This window comes from Pseudomonas sp. EMN2 (assembly GCF_009650555.1).
In the GTDB taxonomy this organism is placed as follows: domain Bacteria; phylum Pseudomonadota; class Gammaproteobacteria; order Pseudomonadales; family Pseudomonadaceae; genus Aquipseudomonas; species Aquipseudomonas sichuanensis.
Genome location: NZ_VZZR01000017.1, coordinates 14,745 through 36,847 on the forward strand (window position 1 = coordinate 14,745; position 22,103 = coordinate 36,847).

A 22,103-nucleotide genomic window follows, 5' to 3' on the forward strand; every position below is an offset into this window, starting at 1 on the left:
CAAGAAAGAGAAAAAGCCATGAATGCTCCCTTCGCACCGCAACGCCAGACCCAGGACTACCAGCAGGCCGACGCCGCCCACCACATCCATGCGTTCCTGGACCAGAAAGCCCTGAACGCCGAAGGGCCGCGGGTGATGGTGCGGGGTGAGCGCCTGAACCTGTGGGACAACGACGGCAAACGCTATCTCGACGGCATGTCCGGCCTGTGGTGCACCCAGCTTGGCTATGGCCGCCGCGACCTGACCGCCGCCGCCGCCGCGCAGATGGACCAGCTGGCCTACTACAACATGTTCTTCCACACCACCCACCCGGCGGTGATCGAGCTGTCCGAGCTGCTGTTCAGCCTGCTGCCGGGCCACTACAGCCACGCCATCTACACCAACTCCGGCTCCGAGGCCAACGAGGTGCTGATCCGCACCGTGCGCCGTTACTGGCAGGTGGTCGGCCAGCCGCAGAAGAAGATCATGATCGGCCGCTGGAACGGCTACCACGGCTCGACCCTGGCGGCCACCGCCCTGGGCGGCATGAAGTTCATGCACGAGATGGGCGGGCTGATTCCCGACATCGCCCACATCGATGAGCCCTACTGGTACGCCGCCGGCGGCGAGCTGACCCCGGCCGAGTTCGGCAAGCGCTGCGCCCTGCAACTGGAAGAGAAGATTCTCGAACTGGGCGCCGAGAACGTCGCCGGCTTCATCGCCGAGCCGTTCCAGGGCGCTGGCGGCATGATCTTCCCGCCCGAGAGCTACTGGCCGGAAATCCAGCGCATCTGCCGCCAGTACGACGTGCTGCTGTGCGCCGACGAAGTCATCGGCGGCTTCGGCCGCACCGGCGAATGGTTCGCCCACGAATACTTCGGCTTCCAGCCCGACACCCTGTCCATCGCCAAGGGCCTGACCAGCGGCTACGTGCCCATGGGCGGCCTGGTGCTGAGCAAGCGCATCGCCGAGGCCCTGGTGGAGCGCGGCGGCGTGTTCGCCCACGGCCTGACCTACTCCGGCCACCCGGTGGCCGCTGCGGTGGCAGTGGCCAACCTCAAGGCCCTGCGCGACGAAGGCGTCGTCGGCACGGTGAAGGACGACACCGGCCCCTACCTGCAACAGTTGCTGCGCGAAACCTTCGCCGACCACCCGCTGATCGGCGATATCCAGGGCACCGGCCTGCTGGGCGCCCTGCAGTTCGCCGAAGACAAGGCCACCCGCAAGCGCTTCGCCAACGAAAACGACCTGGCCTGGCAGTGCCGCACCTTCGGTTTCGAAGAAGGCGTGATCATTCGCTCCACCCTTGGCCGCATGATCATGGCCCCGGCCCTGATCGCCACCCGCAGCGAACTCGACGAGCTGGTGGAAAAGACCCGCATCGCCGTCGACCGCACCGCACGCCTGGTCGGCAAGCTCTGACCTGAACCCGCCGCCCACCCCAACCAGGGTGGGCGGCTTGCGTGCACGTGCACGGCCCCGGCCGCCCCGCCTCAAGTAAAGCTCTCCAGACGGTACGCGCCCCGCGCGTACCGCGGCGTCCTGTCGTCAATTTCCAGGAGTTCGCAATGCATACAACAACAAATACAGCCGATGCTCATGCCCACCCTTCCCCATCCCAGGCCAGCGCAAGCGGGCGTTTCCGGCAGTCCATGGGCCTGACCGCCCTGGTGCTGTTCGGCCTGGCGTACATGGTGCCGCTGGCGGTATTCACCACCTACGGCCTGGTCACCCAGATGACCAAGGGCCACCTGCCCACCGCCTACCTGCTGACCCTCGCCGCCATGCTGCTGACCGCCTACAGCTACGGCCGCATGGTCCAGGCCCACCCGTTCTCCGGTTCGGTGTACACCTACACCCGCAAGGCCTTCGGCAGCTACTTCGGCTTCATGGCCGGCTGGACCTTGCTGCTCGACTACATCTTCCTGCCGTTGCTCAGCTACCTGCTGATCGGCATCTACATGGCCGAGTACTTCCCCGCCGTGCACGCCTGGGTCTGGGTGCTCGGCTCCATCGCCCTGGTGACCTTCCTCAACCTGATCGGCATCGAATCCATCACCCGGGTCAACTGCGTGCTGGTGGTGGCCCAACTGGTATTCATCGTGGTCTTCGTCGGCCTGTCGATCCAGAATATGGGCGCCCAGGCCGAGCCGGTTTCGCTGCTCAAGCCGTTCCACCATGAAGGCTTCGACATGCCGCTGATCATGACCGGCGCGGCGGTGCTGTGCCTGTCGTTCCTGGGCTTCGACGCGGTGTCGACCATGGCCGAGGAAACCGCCAATCCCAAGTTCCGCATCCCCCTGGCGATCATGGCGGTGACCCTGGTCGGCGGCCTGCTGTTCCTGATCGTGTCGTGGTGTGCGCAGATGGTGTTCCCCGAGTGGGCCATCTTCAAAGACCCGGACTCCGCCTCGCTGGACGTGATGCGCCGCGTCGGCGGCGAGCTGATGGTCACTGCCTTTACCGCCACGTACGTGGCCGGCTGCTTCGCTTCGGCGATGGTGTCCCAGGCCAGCGTGTCACGGGTGCTGTTCGCCATGGGCCGCGACGGCGCACTGCCGAAGGTGTTCGGCCGCCTGGTCACCAAGAAGCGCGTGCCCGCCACCGCGATCATGCTGGTCAGCCTGCTGTCGCTGATCGCCCTGTTCATCACCCTCGACACCGTCGCCAACATGATCAGCTTCGGCGCGCTGTTCGCCTTCTCGGCGGTGAACCTGGCGGTGGTCAAGCACTACCTGGTGGACCAGAAACTGCGCGGGGGCCGCAACTGGCTGCTGTATGGCGCGATTCCGGCGCTGGGCTTTCTGACCACCATCTGGTTGTGGACCAGCCTGTCGAGCATGTCGTTCATGATCGGCTTGAGCTGGATGGCGTTGGGGTTCCTGTGTCTGCTGGGGATTACCAAGGCGTTTCGGGTCAAGTTGCCGGCGTTGCAGATGGCGGAGTGAGGGGTTGGATTGGTGAAACTCGAGAGGAGCACATTTGTGCTCCTTTTTGTTTTCTCGCATAAGTAGAACTAATCAACAATGAGGAGAATTGATTAAACTAATGGCCCGCTGAAATGCACACTGCCGTCTTTCAAACGGGAGAAACCTTATGTCAGGGGAAAAATCGATCTCAGCTCTGCTCCGCGGCATGAGCCCAATCCTCAATGAAGGCGACTTTGTGTTCTGCACAGTGGCGGACACTTGCGCGCTTCAGGGTACCGATGTGCTTGGTACTTTCCGCGAAAAAGAAGGCCTCACTGCAATCATTGAGCGCGAACGCGCTGATGCACTGGGCCTTGAGTACAGTTTTGTGGCAGCTTGGATCACGCTCACGATCCACTCGGCGCTTGATGCGGTGGGTTTGACGGCCGCATTCGCGACCGCACTTGGAAAAGCTGGCATCAGTTGCAACGTGATCGCAGCCTTCTACCATGATCACATTTTCGTAGCCAAGGATGATGCCGCCAAAGCCATGGATGTCCTCCATGCCTTATCTCGCGCAGGCGAATCCAGTTAGCCCTCAGCCATGGTGATTGCGGTTTACCTATTGGCGCGACGCGCATCCTGTGGGAGCGGGTTTACCCGCGAAGCAGGTGCCGCGGTGGTGAGGGAGGACAAGGATAGTCAGCCCGATCCAGAGGCGCTAAACGAACCAACGCGGCCATTCGTGACGAAGGTGATCTTTGTGGGAGCGGGCTTGCCCCGCGAACACGGGCGTAGCCCGTGCCAGGCTACTCCTTTTCACGGGCCGGCCTCTTCGCGGGACAAGCCCGCTCCTACAGAATCACTGCCAGCTTCATCGGCAGCTTCGGGTCGACTGCCGCCACTTTACACGGCACACCGCATTTAATGCTCGAAGCTGTGCAGGTAGAGAGCCCATTTCATCGCTGTGTAACCTGCCGAACCCAGCTTGAGCCAAGTTAAAAAGAGGGCTGGCGAAATTGGGAGCAACATTGCCAGCCCCCTGAAAAATTTCAAGACCTAGGCTGGCTTGAGTGCAGGCCCAATCCATTTGTTCACCGTCGGGGCTTGCCACTGCTCCAGTGCGTTGATCAACACCGATGGATCCGTGTGATAGATCAGCATCTCACTGTGCTCGGCCTTCATGAATCCTTGCGCCACGGCATGATCGAACAGATGGCGCACCGGTTCGAAAAAGCCTTCGATGTTCATGCAAGCCACGCCTTTGTGGTGCTCGCCAAGTTGGGTCAGCGTTGCCACTTCAAACAACTCCTCGAAGGTTCCAAGGCCGCCGGGCAAGGCAATGAATGCATCGGCGTACTCGCTCATGCGGGCTTTGCGCGTGCGCATGTCATCGGTCACTTCATATCGCGTTAGTCGTTGATGCATATGGCCGAGTTCAAACAACAAGCGGGTGATGATGCCGACGACTTCGCCGCCCTCGGCGAGCACGCTATCGGCTATTACGCCCATCAGGCCTTTGTCGCTGCCACCGTAGACCAGGCGCAGGCGGCGCCTGGCGATCTCACGGCCCAACGCGCGAGCGCTATCAGCATAAGCGGGGTTGAAACCGTGGTTGGAGCCCGTGAATACCGCAATGCTTCGCAGTGGAGCTCTCATCATCGTATTGCTTCCTGCTGGAGGCGATTCAGGCTGTAACTCGATGGTGACGGGAAAACCAGCGCGTGCAGTATGTTCATGTGATCCATGTGTGTAGATGAGGACAGGATCCGTATGGTGCAGTCGCTGGGCCCCGCGACAAAGAGCCAAGAATCTTCCCTCGGGCTGGGCCATGACCACCTGTAGCGATAGCTGACTAGAGCAGCGCCAGAACGCGTTTCCCAAGCTGTTCGGCGCTGGCTTGCGAATCGATGTTGGCGAAGCCGAGCATCAGTCCGCTATGGCTTTGGGTGGCGATGCAACAATCGCTCAGGGCCTCGGCGTACAGCCCCGCTTGCAGCAGGCGTTCGGCCAGCGCACGGTCGGACTGCGGCTGTGTCAGGCGCATTATCAAATGCATGCCTCCCGGCTGCGCATCGAGGCTGATGTGATCACCCAGGGCCTGCTTGAGCCCCTTCGCCACTGCCTCGCGCCGTTCACCGTAGAGCTTGCGCATGCGCTGGATATGACGAGCGAAGTGACCTTCGCTCATGAAGGTCGCAACGATGGCCTGAGTCAGCTCCGGACAACCACCCAGAAAGGTCTGGCTGGCCTGTTCGAAAGGTTCGACCAAGGCCGCGGGGACCACCAGGTACGAGAGGCGAATACCGGGGAACAGGACTTTGCTGAACGTGCCGGTATAGAGCACCCGTCCATCCTGGTCCAGGCTCTTGAGCGCGGGCAATGGCCGACTGATGTAACGGTATTCGCCATCGTAGTCGTCCTCGATCACCCAGGCCTGTTGCCGGGTTGCCCACTCCAGCAGTTCCAGGCGTCGCGGCAGTGACAACGCAACGCTGAGCGGGCTTTGATGGGCCGGCGTGACGACCGCCGCACGGGCGTGTGGCCAAGCATCAATACCCTGGGCTACCCGCATCCCGTCATGGTCAACCGGGACAGGAGCAATCTGCATGTGCATGTGCTCCAGCAACTGACGCGTGGGCGGATAACCGGGATCTTCAATCAGCACCTGATCCCCCGGCTCAAGCAAGGCATGGCTGACCAGCGCCAGGGTGGTGCGATAGCCCGAAGTGACAAACACTTGCCTGGGCAGGCAGGTAATCCCTCGCGCAATCTGCAGGTAGCTGGCGATCGCCGAACGTAACGAGTCCAGGCCAAAAACCGAGGGATTGGCCATGTCGTGGATACGGGTCGTTCGCACACAACGCGCCCCCAACTGCGCCCAGATTTTTCGCGGAAAGGCATCCAGTGCGGGCAGCGCCATCTGAAACGGGAGAATCGATGCCTTGGGCCGAATTGAGATGTCACTACCCGAGCTATCACTGGGTTGCACGGGTGCGGGCGTCGTTCTGACCTTGAGCCCGAGCGCCACGACCGTGCCGGCCTGGCCACGCGACTGGAAATAGCCCTCCGCGCTCAGCAGTGAGTAAGCGGTATCGACTGTGCCGCGCGCCAACCCGAGTTCCTTGGCCAATGCCCGGACCGCCGGGACACGCTGCCCGGGCCTGAGTGCGCCGTCAGTAATCGCATGCCGAAAACGCCAGTAAATCTGCCGGTAAATTGGCTCGCTGGAGCTTGGGTCGAGCGGGGACAAGCGCTGGCCAGGCTGGGCTTTGGCTGCTCTCACGTCTGTATTCCTGATGAGGCCCGGCCCACTACCTTACACCTGTTACGCCCCACACCGATGAGCCATGAATGCAAAGTCTGACCAGACCATGTCATCGCTTTCCATCGGCGTCATGGCCTAACACAGGACCCGTTTCTTGGACCTTTGGCAGTGGTCCAAGTCGTCGCACCATGGAGCCGTCCAATCAACCACGAACGGTCTTCCAATGATTCAACGCATCAATTACTCCAACGCTGCTTTCGAAGGCTACAAGGCATTCACAGACGTTTACGCCACCTTGCAACAAGGCAGCCTGCCTGTAGAACTGGTCAACCTTGTCTACCTGCGGGTTTCGCAACTAAATGGCTGTGCGTTCTGCATCGACATGCATTCACGTGACCTGCTCAAGCTCGGTGTCACCGTTGAAAAACTGCTCATGGTCCCCGTATGGCGTGACGCCGGCTCAATGTTCACGTCACGCGAACGCATTGCACTCGCGTGGGGCGAAACCGTTACCCGAGTTGCCGAGACTGGCATTCCCGATGCCGACTACGTTGAAGCGGCAGCCGAATTCGACAACAAGGAGCTGGCGGACCTGACCTACGCCATCGGCTTGATGAACGCGTTCAACCGGTTCGGTGTGGCGTTCCGTTCGACGCCTGATTGCGTCAACCGAGTGTAAACGGGCATCACATCAACACCTTCAATACGTCTCGCACGGCCAACATCACCTGGCGAGACCTGATACGGAGTCGTCACCCATGGCATGGGCACTACTGGCAATTGCCGGAGTTCTCGAAATTGCATTTGCCTTCTGTTTGAAGGGGTCTGAAGGATTCACGCGTCTATTGCCTAGCCTGTTTGCCTTAGCCGCCGGCATATCGAGCGTGTTTCTGCTTTCACTGGCGCTACGTACGTTGCCTGTAGGGACTGGCTATGCGGTCTGGACCGGTATCGGCGCAGCAGGCACCGCAGCCCTCGGCATGGCGATATTGGGCGAGGCAATAACGCCATTGCGGCTGCTCTGCATGCTGATGATTATCGCTGGTGTTGCTGGGCTGAAGTTGGTTACGGGAACAAACTGAAGCGCTCTTCAGCCGTCACGGCCGCCCGCTTCCCTACTCTGCTGCCCGCCTTCCGCGCTTTCCACCCAGTACCGAGGCTGCGCCCGGCCAGTCAAAGGTTGCCCACCCAGTTTCAGCAGCAATTGAATCACGGGGTGGGTGCTCGGCTCCATGTGTGACCGAGCACCCGAGTGCCGCGTTCTGAGACGGGCTCACACAGTCTTATTCCAACCGGCTGTTGTGTCGTTGTTTCAAGATATATTTTCTGCGACATGGTCAATTACTTTTTGAACGGTCGTTAACTTCTCAGCGTCTTCGTCAGTAATATTTAACCCGAACGCCTCTTCCACCGCCATCATCAGTTCCACGCTGTCTAGCGAGTCCGCTCCCAGATCATCGACAAAACTGGAATTACTTCTAACTTCTTCCTCAGTTACGCCCAGGTGTTTCGCAACTATTTCCTTTACCCGTTGCTCAATATCACCACTCATACTCACCTCCTCATACCCTTTTATAGAGCCATGGCACGGGAAACTGAGGTTTTAGCTTCGAACCAAGGCTCTCGTTGGGAGATAGGATACCCATCGCCTGTATCAAGTCATTGACGGCATGCAGCACACCGATATCTTCCATACTCGCCTTGCCGTTCATAATTCGCCGCACACAGAAATAAATCTTCAACTCGCCAAATGCGGCATCATCATGCTTCACCCGTTCATCCAGGATGATGTTGGCCTTCTCATCGATCTTTACCTGTACAAACTTGTCAAGCTCAGCCCTTGTCATGATCGTGCTCCTTTGCGAGCGGTGCATTCGACCTTGAGCGTACTGAGTGCGCAGCGCGACTGACTACTGTCAAAAATCACAGGCGGCCAGACCCATTCACGATGATTGTTCGCTACTTATGCACTGCTGTTCTAAGGAAGCTTGCCACAACGCCGGTCCGCCGCTCACCCCTGCCCCAAGCCGCCGGTCCGCCTCTGCCAACTGCTGCTGGCGCACCGTCGTCACCCGGTGATCACGCGCCAGCCAGGCATAGACAGCAGGCAATACGAACAAAGTGAGCAATGTGCCAACCAGCATGCCGCAGACGATCACCACCCCCAGTCCAAAGCGGCTGTTGGCCCCGGCCCCGCTGGCGAACAGCAGCGGGATCACGCCGAAGGTCATCGCCGCCGTGGTCATCAGCACCGGCCGCAGGCGGATCTTCGCGGCATGGAGGATGGCCGATGCGCGATCGAGGTTGTCCCGCACCTGGATCTCGTTGGCAAACTCCACCATCAAGATGCCGTGCTTGCTGATCAGGCCGATCAAGGTAACCAAGCCGATCTGCGTGTAAATGTTGAGCGTGGCCCAGCCCAGCGCCAAAGGCAGCAGCGCCCCGCAGATAGATAGCGGCACGGTCACCAGAATGATCAACGGATCCACCAGGCTCTCGTACTGCGCGGCGAGCACCAGGTAGATCACCACCAGGGCCGCGAGAAACGCCCCCATCAAGGCGAAACCTTCCTGCACAAACTGGCGTGACTCCGATTGCCAGTCATGGCTGAAGCCCGGCGGCAGCTCGCCGGCGAGCTGTTCGAGAAACGCCACCGCGTTGCCCATCGAGACACCGGGAGCGGGGATCGCCTGCAGGGTGCTGGCGTTCTGTTGATCGAACTGCAGCAGGCGGTTCGGCGCAACCTCGATGTCCAACTTCACCACCGTGGACAGCGGCACCAGGCTTCCCCCTTCGACCCGCACGTACTGCCGATTCAACGCCGCAGGCGTCAAGCGTTGGTCCTGGACACTCTGCGCGATCACATCGTAGGAGCGCCCGAGCAAGGCAAAACGGTTGAGGTACTGCTCCCCCACCAGCACGCCCAGCGACTCGCCGATGTCCTGCATGCGGATACCCAGGCTGGCAGCCTTGGCCCGGTCGATGCTCACCTTGACCACCGGATTGTTGTAGTCGAGGTCGCTGTCCACCACGCTGAACAGGCCGCTATCCCGGGCCCGCTGCTTGAAGGTTTCCATGGTCTGGTACAGCACCGGGTAATCCTGCGCGCTGCGCATCACCATCTGCACCGGCAAACCACCGCTGGAGCCCGGCAGTGACGCCACCTGGAACACGAAGATGCTGCTGCCCTCGATGTCCGCGACGGCCTGCTGCAACTGCGCCTGGACCTCCACGGCGGAACGCTCGCGTGCGCCCCAGGCACTGAGGTTGATGCCGCCGAAACTGGCCGCGGGCCCATCCGTGCCATTGATGATCCAGGTATCGGTGGTTTCCGCCATCGACTTCATCACTTGGTCGAGCTTGAGGGCAAAGCGCTCGACATAGTCGAGGCTCGCATGTTGCGGCGACTTGATGGCCGTCAGTACCGCCGCCTGGTCCTCCGGCGGGGCCAGCTCGCGCTGCGGCATCAGGTACAGCCAGGGCAGGCTCAGGCACAGCAGCAGCGCCACCCCACCGCCGATCCAGCGCCGCGCCAGGGTGAACGCCAGCACCCGCGAGTAGGCCCCGGTCAGCACCGCGAAGAACCTGTCGGCCCGGTTCGCGCCCGCCCCGTGCCGGCGGGCGGGTTGCAACAGCAGCGAGCTCATCACCGGTGACAGAGTCAATGCCACCACACCGGACACCATCACCGCCCCGGCCAGGGTCAGGGCGAACTCGCGGAACAGTGTGCCGGTCAACCCGCCCATCATCCCGATCGGCGCATACACGGCCGCCAGGGTCAGGGTCATGGCGATCACCGGCCCTGCGATCTCCCGCGCACCGGCCAAGGCCGCCGCAACCGGCGTCTGGCCTTCTTCGATATGCCGGTGCACGTTTTCCACCACCACGATCGCATCGTCCACCACCAGGCCGATGGCCAGGACCATGGCCAACAAGGTCAGCAGGTTCAAGCTGAAGCCGAACAACAGCATCAGCTCCGCCGCCCCGAGCATCGACAGCGGGATGGCCACCACCGCGATCACCACGCTGCGTAGCGACCCCAGGCACAACCAGATCACCAGCACGACGATCAGCATGGCCTCGACCAGCGTGCGCAGCACCTCGTCGATCGAGGCGTCGATGAAGCGCGCGGTTTCATAGGCCAGCGCCACCGTCACCCCGGGCGGCAGGGTTTGCTGGATCTGCGGCAGCAACTGGCGGATACCTTCGACGATCACCAGGGGGTTGCCCGACGGCGTGGGGAACAAGCCCAGGTGCACCGCAGGCCGGCCATCCATGGTCGCGCTGGTCTGGGTGGCCGCCGCGTCCAGTTCGACAGTCCCCACATCCCGCAGACGCACCAGGTCCGTGCCATCGTTGCGGATGACCAGGTCACGGAAGCCCTCGATACGGGTCAGGTCGGTATCGACCTGGATATCGGCCAGCACGTACTGCCCGCGCACCTGCCCCGGCGTCGCCTGGTAGTTGTTGGCGCGCACCGCCTGCGCCACATCGGCGGCCGTCACCCCACGCCCGGCCATGCGCTCGCTGTCCAGCCACAGGCGCATGGCCAGGCGTCGCCCGCCAAAGGACTGCACCTTGGCCACGCCGTCGATGCCAGAAAACTGCGGCTCGACCACCCGCGCCAGGTAGTCGCTCAGCTCGGGGATCGACAGGCTGTCGCTGGCAAAGCCCACATAAGCCACTGCCGTCGAGTCGCCTGCCGACAGTTCCACCACCGGGTCATAGGCTTTTTCCGGCAAGCGGTAGCGCACCTGGTTGACCTTGGCCATGGTCTCGGCCAACGCCTGGGCCGGGTCACGGTCGAGCACCATGCGCAGGGTGATCAGGCTGCGCCCCTGCTGGGAGGACGAGGTCATGTAGTCGACGCCCTCGACCGAAGAGGCGGCCTGAGTGATCGGCTGGGTGACAAAGCCCTGCATCAGCTCGGCGGAGGCACCGGGGTATTCGGTGCTGATGGTGATGGTCGAGCTTGCCAGTAGCGGGTACTGGCGGATCGGCAGCTTGCCCATGGCAAACAGCCCGATCAGGATGATCAGGCTGCTGACCACCAGCGCCAGCACCGGGCGGCGTACGAAGTGATCGGTGAACCTCACGATTGCCGGCTCCCTTGCACGTCCTGGAGGCTGTCCTGGGCCACCGGCTCGACCTGCATGCCGTCGCCCAGCTTCAACTGGCCGGAAACCACCACCCGGTCACCTGGCGCCAGGCCAGAGAGGATTTCCACCCGGCCCTGCCAGCGCTCGCCGGTGGTGACCCGTACCCGGCTGACACGGGTGCCATGCACCGGGTCCTGGGTGGCGATGAACACCGTCTGTCCGTAGGCGGTATAGGTAATCGCGGTTTCCGGCACGGCCAGCACCCTTGACGGCTGCGCCGCCTCCAGGCGTACGCCGGTGTACATGCCCGGCTGCAACTGCCCGTCCGGGTTGCCCAGGGTGGCCTGCACCTGGACCAGGCGCGCCTTGCTGACCAGCGGATCGACGGCGACCACCTGAGCCTGGAAATCACGCCCCGGCACAGCATCCACGCTCAGTGTCAGCCGTTGCCCAACGCGCAGCGCAGGCGTGGCCTCCTCGCCCAGCGAGAAGTTGACCTGCAGCTGGCGGGCATCCGCCAGGCTGGCGATGGTCTCGCCGGCTCCCAGGTACTGGCCCTGATGCACCCGGCGAATGCCGATCCTGCCGGCAAAGGGTGCGCGGATGGCCTTCTGCGCGATCAGTGCTTCGACATGCTGCAGCTCGCCGCTGGCTACATCCACCACGGTCGCCGCGTTGTCGAGCAGCTCCTGGGAGACGGCATTCATCACCCGCAGCTTGCGCGCACGCTGCAACGCCACTTCGGCATTGCGCAGCTTGGCGCGCAACTGCAGGCGCAGGGCCTGCTCAGGGGCATCGTTGAGTTGCACCAGCAACTGCCCGGCGCTGACAGCCTGGCCGGACTCGAAGGCGATGCGCGTGACCCGCCCCGCTGCCTCCGCCGCCACCTGCACCTGATTGACTGCCTCCAGTTCGCCCGAGGCAAAACGCTGGCGCGCCAACTCGACCTGCTCGGCCGTGGCCAGGGCAACCTTGGTCGCCGGCCAGGCCGCCGCGGACGGAGCTGCCGAATCGCTGCGCGTGAGGGTGTATGCACCGGCCAGCACACAGGCCAGCACGGCCCCGGCCATCATGGTCCGCTTGTTCATCCATGGCTCCGATCATCAGGGGAAACGATTGCGGGAAAGATCGGACGGGACTATAAGAGCTCAACTTAACTTGAGGTCAACAACCGTGGCAGCGAAAACAACCAGCGACAGCACCCGCTTGCTTACCGTGGGGGAAGTCACCCGACGCAGCGGCGTACCGGTGTCCACGCTGCACTTCTACGAGGCCAAGGGGCTGATCGCCAGCACCCGCACGGCGGGCAACCAGCGGCGCTTCCCCGCGCTGGTACTGCGCACCATCGCCATCATCAAGGTGGCGCAGCGCACGGGTATTCCCCTTGAGGAAATCAAGCGTGCCCTGGGCCGCTACGCCCCCAACAGCAAGCTCACCGCCGCCCAGTGGGGTGAAATGTCATCGGCCTGGCGAGAGGACCTGAACGCACGTATACGCACGCTGGAAGCCCTGCGCGACAGCCTCGACAATTGCATTGGTTGCGGTTGCCTGTCGCTGGAGGATTGCCCATTGCGCAACCCGGGTGATGTGCTGGGCCAGGAAGGTGCCGGCCCCAGGATCCTCGAAAACGGCAGCCGGACAGCCAGCGAGTCTTGATGGCGAGGGTGGCTCAACCGCCCACACGTAGCCGGAGGTTCCTGTGAGTCTGATCACCGATCTGCCCGGATCAGCCAACGCCCTGGTCTGCGGCGCCAGCCAAGGCATCGGCCTGGCGCTGTGCACGCAGTTGCTGGCACGCGATGACGTCGTGCAAGTCTTTGCCGTTTCGCGCCAGGCAAACCAATCACCGGAGCTGGCAGCCCTGGCCCGGCAACACGGCCAACGCCTGACCCGCATCGACTGCGACGCCCGTGACGAACACGCGCTGGAAAACCTGGCACGGCAAGTGAGCGCCACCTGCCCGCACCTGCACCTGGTGCTCTGCACCCTGGGCGTACTGCACGACGCACCGGCACGGGCAGAGAAGTCGCTGGCACAACTGGACCTTGCCAGCCTGCAGGCCAGTTTCGCCACCAATGCCTTCGCCCCGATTCTGCTGCTCAAGCATTTGCTGCCGTTGCTCCGCCACCAACCCGTCACCTTCGCCGCGCTGTCGGCGCGGGTCGGGTCGATCGGCGACAACCGCTTGGGCGGCTGGTACAGCTACCGGGCCAGCAAGGCGGCGCTCAACCAGTTGCTGCGCACCGCCAGTATCGAACTCAGGCGGCTGAACCCGGCGGCGACGGTGCTGGCCATTCACCCCGGTACCACCGATACCCGGCTGTCACGACCATTCCAGGCCAACGTGGCACCGGGCAAGCTGTTCGAGCCGGCCTTTGCTGCGCAGTGCATCTTGCAGTTGGTGGGCAGTCATGGGCCGGAGGACAGTGGGACGTTCTGGGCTTGGGATGGGAAGTCGGTTGACTGGTGAGGCGACCGTGGCCACGTACAAGACCGCTTGTTGGCCCACATGCGATTGCAAGGCAGGCGCTAGCCCATCACCCGCCCGGCCGCTGCTCGGCAAACAGCACCTGCATAGAATCCAGAAAGTGATGCAGCTCCGGCACCTTGGTATTCAGGCTGCGCGCCCCATCATCCTCCACCCTGATCGCCACATTGCCAGTCTCGAACTGTTCGACCAGCCACTCCACAAAGGCCTCCACAGAACTGGCCACCACGAATTTCTCTTCTTCGTCGCGACCAAAGTTGATGACCTGCCCCACGCTGCCGTGCTCTGCAGGGTCCAGGTCAACCCCCAGATGATTGCCGCCATAGTCGTAGGCAAACGGAATCCAGTAGCGGTTGGCATAGGATGGCTTGATGGCGCCGGGCCGTGCCGAGGTGCAGAAGTCGCTAGCCGCCGCCATGTCTTCGTCAGACCACTCCTCGACCAGGTCCTTCCACGACGCCCAGTGTTTAAGGGCCTCTGCCAAAGGCAGGAAAGTCAGCCCAAAGAACGGGCCAGTGCTCGCCTTGCCTTTTTGCCCGTCATGCCATCGGTAGAGTGCTTTCAAGCCCTCTGGAAAGTCCCGTCCTACCAGCGCTTCGAACTCGGCCAGCGCGGCCTCCGAGCAGCCTGGCGCCAGGTCGGCATGTACTTCGTCCAGGTTGCCTTGCAACCACTTATCCAGTCGCTCTAACGTCGCTTTCATCACAGACTCCCTATGGACGAAGGCTTCAGCATAGAGCAGGACTGGGCACACCGCGGTCAAAACTACCCGGCCCGAGGGTTTGAACTCGCCGATCAGCTCACATCTCCACTTGCGTCCCGAGCTCGATCACCCGGTTCAGCGGCAACTGGAAGTACTTGAGGTTGCTGTTGGCGTTCTTGAGCAAGAACGCGAACAAGTGTTCACGCCACCTGGCCATGCCCATGCGCTTGCTGGCGATGACGGTTTCCCGGCTGAGGAAATAAGTGGTACGCATGGCGGCGAACTCAAGGTCGTCGCGCTGGCAGCGGCTCAGGGCCAGAGGCACGTTGGGCTCTTCCATGAAACCGAAATGCAGGCTTACCCGGAAGAAACCCTCACCGAAGGCTTCGACCTCGAAACGCTTGCCAGCGCTGACCCGCGGTTCGTCCTCGAACACCACCGTCAGCAGCACCACCTGCTCGTGCAACACCTGGTTGTGCAGCAGGTTGTGCAGCAGCGCGTGCGGCACCGCTTCGGGCCTGGCGCTGAGGAACACCGCAGTGCCCGTGACCCGGTGGGGTGGCTGGTACTGCAGGCTGGCGATGAACAGGTCCAGTGGCAGCGCGCCTTCGTCGAGCCGCTCGACGATAAGCCTGCGCCCGCGCTTCCAGGTGGTCATCAGCACGAACAGGGCAACCCCGGCGATCACCGGGAACGCACCGCCTTGCAGGATCTTCGGGGCGTTGGCGGCAAAGTACAGGCTGTCTACCAGCAAAAAGCCCAGCAACAGCGGGATCGCCAACCAGCGTGGCGTCTTCCACAGCAAAAGCACCACCGCCGAGGCCAGCAAGGTGGTGATCAGCATGGTGCCGGTCACCGCAACGCCATAGGCGGCGGCCAATGCACTGGACGACTCGAAGCCCACCACAAGCAATACCACGCCGACCATCAACGCCCAGTTGACCATGCCGATGTAGATCTGCCCCTGCTCTTCGCTGGAGGTGTGCTGGATGAACATGCGCGGCACATAACCGAGCTGGATGGCCTGGCGAGTAAGGGAGAAGGCGCCGGAGATCACCGCCTGGGAGGCGATGATGGTGGCCAGCGTGGCCAGCCCGACCATGGGCAGCAGGGCCCACTCGGGGGCGAGCAGGTAGAACGGGTTGCGCACTGCGTCCGGGTTGCCAAGGATCAGCGCGCCCTGGCCGAAGTAGTTCAGCACCAGCCCCGGCAGCACCAGCAGGAACCAGGCCCTGGCGATGGGCTTGCGGCCGAAGTGGCCCATGTCGGCATATAGCGCTTCGGCGCCGGTCAACGCCAGCACCACGGCGCCCAGGATGGCCACGCCCATGCCGGGGTGGACCACGAAGAACTGCACCGCCCAGGCCGGGTTGAGCGCCTGCAGCACCTCGGGGCGCTGGGCGATGCCATGCACGCCAAGCGCCCCAAGCACGACGAACCACAGCACCATGATCGGCCCGAACAGGATGCCGATGCGCGCGGTGCCGTGCTTCTGGATGACGAACAGCGCCACCAGCACCACCACCGACAACGGCACCACCCAGTGCTCGATCCCGTCGAAGGCCAGTTGCAAGCCCTCCACCGCCGAAAGCACCGATATCGCCGGAGTGATCATGCTGTCGCCGTAGAACAACGCGGCGCCGAACAGCCCCAGCAGCACCAGCCCCTTGCCCAGGCGCGCATAGGGCGCCGCGGCCCGGTGCGCCAGTGCGGTCAGGGCCATGATGCCGCCTTCGCCCTGGTTGCTGGCCCGCAGAATGAACAGCACGTACTTGATCGACACCACCCAGATCAACGACCAGAACACCAGCGACAACACGCCGAGCACACCGGCGGTATTGGCCTGGACGCCGTAGTGGCCGGCGAAGACTTCCTTGAGGGTGTACAACGGGCTGGTGCCGATGTCGCCATAGACCACGCCGACCGCGGCAACGAGGGTGCCGATGGCGGTGGTCTTGCCGGGGTGGGTTGGGGTTGCAGCGGTAACGCTCTGGCTCACGGATGACGTCTCTGGGCTGGCAGGTGGAAAGCGCCTGCCCTCCCTGTGCATGACGACCTCGCGTGGCGCCCGCTCCGCCCCCGGCTACCTGCCTGAGGCCCTGCGGACCGGGCAGCAGAGGCGGCCAGTATCCTTGCACGCGATCTGGCCGGCCGTAAAAAGAGCGTAAAAAAGCACGGCATCCACGCCACCAGGCCAATCGCCACGGCTGATGGACACCGCGGATGTGGGTCGTCCAGTGAAACCGGGCTTTCGACTTCGAGCAGATATCGATTAATGTCCTGCGCAACCCTCACCACCCACTGCGCCGCTCGGCAGCCGAAGGTGAGCGACCCCGGCTGACGGTTTTGCCACACGAGGACATCGACAATGAGTGAAGGCAGCACGCCGGTCAGCGAACAGCCACTCGCGGCCAGGCCGCCGATAAGCCTGGCCGAAGCCCTGCGCTTCTGGCTCAAATTGGGCTTCATCAGCTTTGGCGGGCCTGCCGGGCAGATCGCGATCATGCACCAGGAGCTGGTGGAGCGCCGGCGCTGGATCAGCGAAAAACGCTTCCTGCACGCACTGAACTACTGCATGTTGCTGCCCGGCCCCGAGGCCCAGCAATTGGCCACCTACATTGGCTGGCTGATGCACCGCGCCTGGGGCGGCGTGATTGCCGGCGCCCTGTTCGTGCTGCCGTCGCTGTTCATCCTGATCGGCTTGTCGTGGGTCTACCTGGCCTTTGGCGAAGTGCCGGTGGTGGCCGGCATCTTTTACGGCATCAAGCCTGCGGTGACCGCGATCGTGTTGCATGCGGCCCACCGCATCGGCTCGCGCGCGCTGAAAAACGGCGGGTTGTGGGCCATCGCCGGCGCGTCGTTCGTGGCCATTTTCGCCCTGAATGTGCCCTTCCCGCTGATCGTGCTGGTGGCCGCCATAGTCGGCTATGCGGGCGGGCGACTGGCCCCCGGCACCTTCGTCATCGGTGGCGGTCAGGGCGCCGCCCGCCATCACTACGGGCCGGCGCTGATCGATGACGATACGCCGCCCCCCGAACATGCGCGTTTTCGTTGGCGGCACCTGCTGCGCCTGATGCTGATTGGCGCCGCGCTATGGCTGCTGCCCATGGGACTGCTGACCCTGGCATTCGGCTGGGACGGCACCCTGACGCAAATGGGCTGGTTCTTTACCAAAGCCGCCCTGTTGACCTTCGGCGGTGCCTACGCAGTGTTGCCCTACGTGTACCAGGGGGCTGTCGGCCATTACGGCTGGCTGTCGCCCACGCAGATGATCGATGGCCTGGCGCTGGGGGAAACCACGCCAGGGCCGCTGATCATGGTGGTGGCGTTCGTCGGCTTCGTCGGTGGCTACCTGCAACCAATGTTCGGTGCCGACCATCCGTTGCTTGCCGGGGCGGTCGCGGCAAGCCTGGTCACCTGGTTCACCTTCCTGCCGTCGTTCCTGTTCATCCTGGCCGGCGGCCCGTTGGTGGAGTCCACCCACGGCGAAATGCGCTTCACGGCGCCACTGACCGCGATCACGGCTGCCGTCGTGGGCGTGATCCTCAACCTGGCGCTGTTCTTCGGCTACCACGTGCTGTGGCCCAACGGCTTCGCCGGGGCATTCGACTGGCCTTCGGCGCTGATTGCGGCGGGCGCGGCGCTGGCATTGTTCCGCTGGCACCGAGGGGTGATTCAAGTGCTGCTCGCCTGTGCCTTGGCGGGCCTGGCGGTGCACCTGTTGCGGGGGTGACCGCACAGGCGCTGCATCAGCCCGGACCTGGTCGGCACGCCCGGCACTCGTTGCTTGACGATCCTGTGGGAGCGGCGGTTCGCCGCTGCGATTTACCCGCGAAGGGCTGCAAAGCAGCCCCAATTGGCTTAACTGACCGGCATTACCCCACTGCCTTGCTTTTTCAGCGCCATTGACTTGACTTCAATCAGTAGCGTTGAAACGTTTCGCCCGCACGGCCCGATCTGGATTGCGGCCGCGCGGTCCTTTCATGCGCAGCTATCTCGCCCAGAGAAGGGTAAACGACGACCCTGAGCAGTTCGCTAGACGGAACTTGTTTCAGGGAGACGTTCATGTCGCCTTTTGTGCTTCCAACGGCGTATGAGCACGCACCGCAGCGTGCCGACCATCATCTGCCCGCCCCCTCCATACGCCTCACGCCCTGTGCGCTCAGCCATGGCGATTGGCCCGCCCCTGAGAAATACCCCCGCACCGTCCGCAACCGCCCCTTCCCCGGAGGGTTCTGACATGCCAGGCACTCAGGATATTCGCTGGTTCAAGGAGCAGTTTCAGCAGGACATGGCCCAGGCGATCATCGGCACGCCCTTGACGGTGGACCACCTCACCGCACTGGCCTGCCAGGAAACCGGCAGCATCTGGCCGTTCCTGCGCAAGGCCAAGCTGCCCTTGCCCCAGGTCACCGCGCTGTGCGTCGGCGATACGCTGGACGACACCGCCGGGCGCAAGGCCTTCCCGCGCAACAAGGCCGAACTGCTGCTGCGCCCGCGTGGCGACCTGATGTTCGCCATGGGCCACCAGGCACTGGTGGACATGGCCAGGTTCGTGCCGGGTTACCAGGACGTGGCCAAGAAACCCAACAAGTTCTGCCACGGCTATGGCGTGTTCCAGCTGGACCTGCAGTTCTTCAAGCCCGAGCCCGATTTCTTTCTCGACCGCCACTGGGCGACCTTCAGCGGCTCCCTTGGCCGCGCGATGGATGAACTCAAGGGCGCACTTCGGCAACTGGGCTTCGAGCAGCGCCGGCAACCGCTCAGCGACCTGGAATTCGCCCAGGTCGGCATCGTCTACAACACCGGTGGTTTCGTCCCCTCGAAAGGGTTGAAGCAGGGCCACAAGAGCGATGATCGTTTCTACGGCGAGAACCTGTTCGACTTCATTCGCCTGTGCCACACGGTACCGACCGACCCGGCACCGCCTGCCCTGCCCACGCCAGCACCCGGCCAGGCCATCGTGGCCGCGCCCAGCCCGCTTTCCGGCATGGGTACGGCGATGCGGGTGGATACCCGCGAAGGCATGCTGCGGGTGCGCAGCCAACCCGTCATCAGTACCCCGGCACAGGCCAACGTCGTGGCGAACCTGCCGGATGGCCATCCGGTACGGGTGTTGAGCAAAACGGCTGAAAACGGCTTCGTCAGCATCGAAACCAGTTTGTCCGGCGCACGCGTGCGCGGTTTCTGCGCCAAGCGTTTCCTGGTGCCGGCAGCTGACGACGCGGTGATCGAGATCACCCAGCCCTCCCCTCAACCCAGCACCGTGCAAGACCAGAACGCCCGGTTGCCGAGCCTGCCACGCGGCTCCGCTATCCCCGCCGTGTTCATGCCGCGCAAGAACGGCGTGGTCACCCGCCGGGCCAACCCGGCTGACGCCCATTCGCTCAACGAAGCCAGGCAGCCAACCCGCCAGGGCACCAGCGCAGGCGAGTTGCGTGAGTCGCTGGCAGCCATCATCCAATGGCTGGCCGTCGACAACACGGCACACCTTCGCTACCAGCCGCATGACGGGCTGACCTTCTGCAACATCTACGCCCACGACTACTGCCTGCTCGCCGGTGCCTACCTGCCGCGCTGCTGGTGGAGTACGCCGGCCCTGCTCAAGCTGGCCGCAGGCCAACAGGTCACGCCACTGATCGGCGACACCCTGCGGGAAATGCGCGCCAACGACCTGTTCAGGTGGCTGCGTGATTTCGGCCCTGGGTTCGGCTGGCGTCAGACCGGCACGCTGACCACCCTGCAGGCCGAGGCCAACCAGGGCGCCATCGGCCTCATCGTCGCGCGGCGCAAGGAAGATGGCCGGTCGGGGCACATCGTCATGATCGTGCCCGAAACCGCCGAGCAATCCGCGCGCCGCGACACGGCCGGCAATGTCATCGCGCCGCTGCAGAGCCAGGCCGGCGCCAAGAACTTCCAATATGGCCGCGGGACCGCTAACTGGTGGAACGGCGAGCAGTTCGCCGAATTCGCGTTCTGGCTGCATGCCTAGCCCGAGACGCTACTGGAGAAGTGGAGCGTTTACAGCTCCAGTGCGCCCCTGAGCAAAGCCGCAAGCTTGGGCCCGGCCTCGGCGCCCTGCCCCTCCAGCAGCGCCAGCGGGATGCCCTGCAACAGCGGTGCAAATTCGGCCAGGCCGTCGCCCAGCAACGCCATCGGGCAGGCGATTTCCATCTGCAGGCTACGCAACCGCGTGGCCAGGGCCGGGCTGATCGGGCCCTGCACCCTGATCACCAGTGCCGCCGGGCGCATGGCCACGCACAGCAGCGGCAGCTCATCCAGCGGCTGGGCGTTGCCGAGCACCTCGATACGCTGCTGTTCCCCACCCAGCAACAGGGCGCTGCACAGCAGTTCCAACTCGCTAATGCCATTGGCTGCGCTCAACAGCACGCGCGGCGCGGCTGGCTGGTTCAGTTGCAGGCGCAGCAACAGCCGAGCGCGCAGGAAGGTATCGAGGAACAGCCACTGGCTGCGCTGGCCGAACGCGGTGCCCGCGGCCAACTGGTGCCACACCGGCATCAGCACTTCGCGCAGTGCGACGGTTTTGGGGAACAAGGTGAACACCTGGCCATGCAGGGCCTCGAGCGCCTGTCCATCGAAGGCCTGGGTGGCCCGCAGCACGGCCGCGCGCCAGTCGTCGAAGGCATCGCTGCCCTGCTCGACCGCCCGAGCCCCCTGCTCGTGCTGACGGGCCAGCAACTCGCCGACCTTGCTGATCGGCAGGCCACTGCCCGTCCAGTGCAGGATGTCGCGGATGCGCTGTACATCCTCGGGCGTGTACAGGCGATGGCCGCCTTCGGTGCGCTGGGGGCTGATCAGCCCGTGGCGGCGCTCCCAGGCGCGCAGGGTCACCGGGTTGATGCCGGTCAGGCTCACCACGTCGCGCATGGGCAGCAAATCAGGGGAAATCGCTTCGGTCATCGGGCAGGTGCGGATCCAGGGGCCGGGGACGCCATTCTAAACCCATCCCCGCCTTTTTCGCCGAGCGTTCGTGCGTCATCATGGCGGCAAGCGCGCACGCCACCATTACCCGAGGTCCACATGATCGATGCAAAGCTTCTGCAACTGATGGTCGAAACCTCCAACGACGGCATCGTCGTCGCCGAACAGGAAGGCAGCGACAGCATCCTGATTTATGCCAACCCGGCGTTCGAACGCCTGACCGGCTATGCCGTCGACGACATCCTCTACCAGGACTGCCGCTTCCTGCAGGGCCAGGACCATGACCAGCCAGGGCTTGCCGCCATCCGCGAGGCGATCCGCGACGGCCGCCCTTGCCGCGAAGTGCTGCGCAACTACCGCAAGGACGGCAGCCTGTTCTGGAACGAACTGTCGATCACCCCGGTCCACAACGAGGCCGACCAGTTGACCTACTTCATCGGCATTCAGCGCGACGTCAGTGCACAGGTATCCGCCGAGCAGAAAGTCCGCGAGCTCGAAGCCGAGGTGGCGCACCTGCGCCAGCAGCTATCGAACGGCAACGAATGATGTACACGCCCGTGGGAGCGGGCTTGCCCCGCGATCACCGGCGAAGCCGGTGCCATTAAACTTGTGATTCCCTGACCTGGCCCTTCGCGGGGCAAGCCCGCTCCCACGTTCTAGGCGCCCCTCTAAAACTATACAATTTGGTTGACTTGTACAGTTTTACACATAGGCT

18 protein-coding genes and 1 pseudogene are annotated in these 22,103 nt (G+C 63.4%); 10 read left to right on the forward strand and 9 right to left on the reverse strand.

Translation table 11 applies throughout. The features are described from left to right. Positions 1 to 18: 18 nt before the first annotated feature. From F6X61_RS06745 to F6X61_RS06755, 3 genes are all read left to right on the forward strand, one after another. On the forward strand, positions 19 to 1,401 hold the full coding sequence (locus tag F6X61_RS06745) for an aspartate aminotransferase family protein (RefSeq protein ID WP_153785938.1): 1,383 nt from the start codon (positions 19 to 21) through the stop codon (positions 1,399 to 1,401). A 146-nt stretch (positions 1,402 to 1,547) separates the two neighbouring features. Further along, on the forward strand, positions 1,548 to 2,927 hold the full coding sequence (locus F6X61_RS06750; protein WP_153785939.1) for an APC family permease: 1,380 nt from the start codon (positions 1,548 to 1,550) through the stop codon (positions 2,925 to 2,927). A gap of 148 nt (positions 2,928 to 3,075) precedes the next feature. Continuing rightward, the gene (locus F6X61_RS06755; protein WP_153785940.1) at positions 3,076 to 3,483 is read left to right on the forward strand and encodes an ACT domain-containing protein; all 408 of its coding nucleotides are present in this window, start codon (positions 3,076 to 3,078) and stop codon (positions 3,481 to 3,483) included. Between the two features lie 464 nt (positions 3,484 to 3,947). Here F6X61_RS06755 and F6X61_RS06760 read toward each other — a convergent pair whose 3' ends face one another. Next, positions 3,948 to 4,547 carry a TIGR00730 family Rossman fold protein gene (locus F6X61_RS06760; RefSeq protein WP_153785963.1) on the reverse strand — a complete coding sequence of 200 codons (600 nt, stop codon included), beginning with the start codon at positions 4,545 to 4,547 and terminating at the stop codon, positions 3,948 to 3,950. Positions 4,548 to 4,743: 196 nt separating this feature from the next. Next, entirely contained in the window at positions 4,744 to 6,174 is a 1,431-nt protein-coding gene (locus tag F6X61_RS06765) for a PLP-dependent aminotransferase family protein (RefSeq protein ID WP_153785941.1), read from the reverse strand. Positions 6,175 to 6,379: 205 nt separating this feature from the next. Between F6X61_RS06765 and F6X61_RS06770 the strand changes: the two genes are divergently transcribed. Continuing rightward, the gene (locus F6X61_RS06770; RefSeq protein ID WP_153785942.1) at positions 6,380 to 6,835 is read left to right on the forward strand and encodes a carboxymuconolactone decarboxylase family protein; all 456 of its coding nucleotides are present in this window, start codon (positions 6,380 to 6,382) and stop codon (positions 6,833 to 6,835) included. 79 nt (positions 6,836 to 6,914) lie between these two features. Next, on the forward strand, positions 6,915 to 7,238 hold the full coding sequence (locus F6X61_RS06775; RefSeq protein WP_153785943.1) for a multidrug efflux SMR transporter: 324 nt from the start codon (positions 6,915 to 6,917) through the stop codon (positions 7,236 to 7,238). A 230-nt stretch (positions 7,239 to 7,468) separates the two neighbouring features. Here the strand turns inward: F6X61_RS06775 and acpP are convergent, their stop codons facing one another. The 4 genes and pseudogenes from acpP to F6X61_RS06795 all read right to left on the reverse strand — a co-directional run bounded on the left by acpP (position 7,469) and on the right by F6X61_RS06795 (position 12,343). Beyond that, the gene (acpP, locus tag F6X61_RS06780; protein WP_153785944.1) at positions 7,469 to 7,708 is read right to left on the reverse strand and encodes an acyl carrier protein; all 240 of its coding nucleotides are present in this window, start codon (positions 7,706 to 7,708) and stop codon (positions 7,469 to 7,471) included. 10 nt (positions 7,709 to 7,718) lie between these two features. After that, positions 7,719 to 8,003, reverse strand: coding sequence for a hypothetical protein (locus tag F6X61_RS06785; RefSeq protein ID WP_153785945.1), 285 nt, complete (start codon positions 8,001 to 8,003; stop codon positions 7,719 to 7,721). 186 nt (positions 8,004 to 8,189) lie between these two features. Beyond that, positions 8,190 to 11,252, reverse strand: a pseudogene (locus F6X61_RS06790) (MexW/MexI family multidrug efflux RND transporter permease subunit); the annotation flags it as partial. Further along, positions 11,249 to 12,343 (reverse strand): efflux RND transporter periplasmic adaptor subunit, encoded by a 1,095-nt coding sequence (locus F6X61_RS06795; RefSeq protein WP_153785946.1) that lies wholly within the window; start codon positions 12,341 to 12,343, stop codon positions 11,249 to 11,251. The pseudogene F6X61_RS06790 and the gene F6X61_RS06795, both read right to left, overlap by 4 nt. 118 nt (positions 12,344 to 12,461) lie before the next feature. Here F6X61_RS06795 and soxR point away from each other — a divergent pair, with 118 nt between their 5' ends. Next, complete coding sequence (gene soxR / locus F6X61_RS06800; RefSeq protein WP_347881692.1) at positions 12,462 to 12,911, forward strand: redox-sensitive transcriptional activator SoxR; 450 nt, start codon at positions 12,462 to 12,464, stop codon at positions 12,909 to 12,911. 43 nt (positions 12,912 to 12,954) lie between these two features. Then, on the forward strand, positions 12,955 to 13,725 hold the full coding sequence (locus F6X61_RS06805) for an SDR family NAD(P)-dependent oxidoreductase (protein WP_153785948.1): 771 nt from the start codon (positions 12,955 to 12,957) through the stop codon (positions 13,723 to 13,725). A gap of 67 nt (positions 13,726 to 13,792) precedes the next feature. Here the strand turns inward: F6X61_RS06805 and F6X61_RS06810 are convergent, their stop codons facing one another. Both F6X61_RS06810 and F6X61_RS06815 read right to left on the reverse strand, forming a co-directional pair. Beyond that, a complete protein-coding gene (locus F6X61_RS06810) occupies positions 13,793 to 14,446 on the reverse strand; it encodes an SMI1/KNR4 family protein (protein ID WP_153785949.1) in 654 nt (217 codons plus the stop codon). Positions 14,447 to 14,543: 97 nt separating this feature from the next. Continuing rightward, the gene (locus tag F6X61_RS06815) at positions 14,544 to 16,445 is read right to left on the reverse strand and encodes a potassium transporter Kup (protein ID WP_178125785.1); all 1,902 of its coding nucleotides are present in this window, start codon (positions 16,443 to 16,445) and stop codon (positions 14,544 to 14,546) included. Positions 16,446 to 16,814: 369 nt separating this feature from the next. Between F6X61_RS06815 and chrA the strand changes: the two genes are divergently transcribed. Together chrA and F6X61_RS06825 are read left to right on the forward strand one after the other, a co-directional pair. Then, the gene (gene chrA, locus F6X61_RS06820; protein ID WP_153785950.1) at positions 16,815 to 18,179 is read left to right on the forward strand and encodes a chromate efflux transporter; all 1,365 of its coding nucleotides are present in this window, start codon (positions 16,815 to 16,817) and stop codon (positions 18,177 to 18,179) included. 507 nt (positions 18,180 to 18,686) lie between these two features. Then, positions 18,687 to 20,438, forward strand: a complete 1,752-nt coding sequence (locus F6X61_RS06825; RefSeq protein ID WP_153785951.1) for an SH3 domain-containing protein — start codon at positions 18,687 to 18,689, stop codon at positions 20,436 to 20,438. 29 nt (positions 20,439 to 20,467) lie between these two features. On the opposite strand, the gene F6X61_RS06830 is transcribed toward F6X61_RS06825, so the two are convergent. Continuing rightward, positions 20,468 to 21,367: a MerR family transcriptional regulator gene (locus F6X61_RS06830; protein WP_153785952.1), complete on the reverse strand. Its 900-nt coding sequence runs from the start codon at positions 21,365 to 21,367 to the stop codon at positions 20,468 to 20,470. Positions 21,368 to 21,487: 120 nt separating this feature from the next. Here F6X61_RS06830 and F6X61_RS06835 point away from each other — a divergent pair, with 120 nt between their 5' ends. Next, entirely contained in the window at positions 21,488 to 21,934 is a 447-nt protein-coding gene (locus tag F6X61_RS06835) for a PAS domain-containing protein (RefSeq protein ID WP_153785953.1), read from the forward strand. The last annotated feature ends 169 nt before the right edge of the window (positions 21,935 to 22,103 follow it).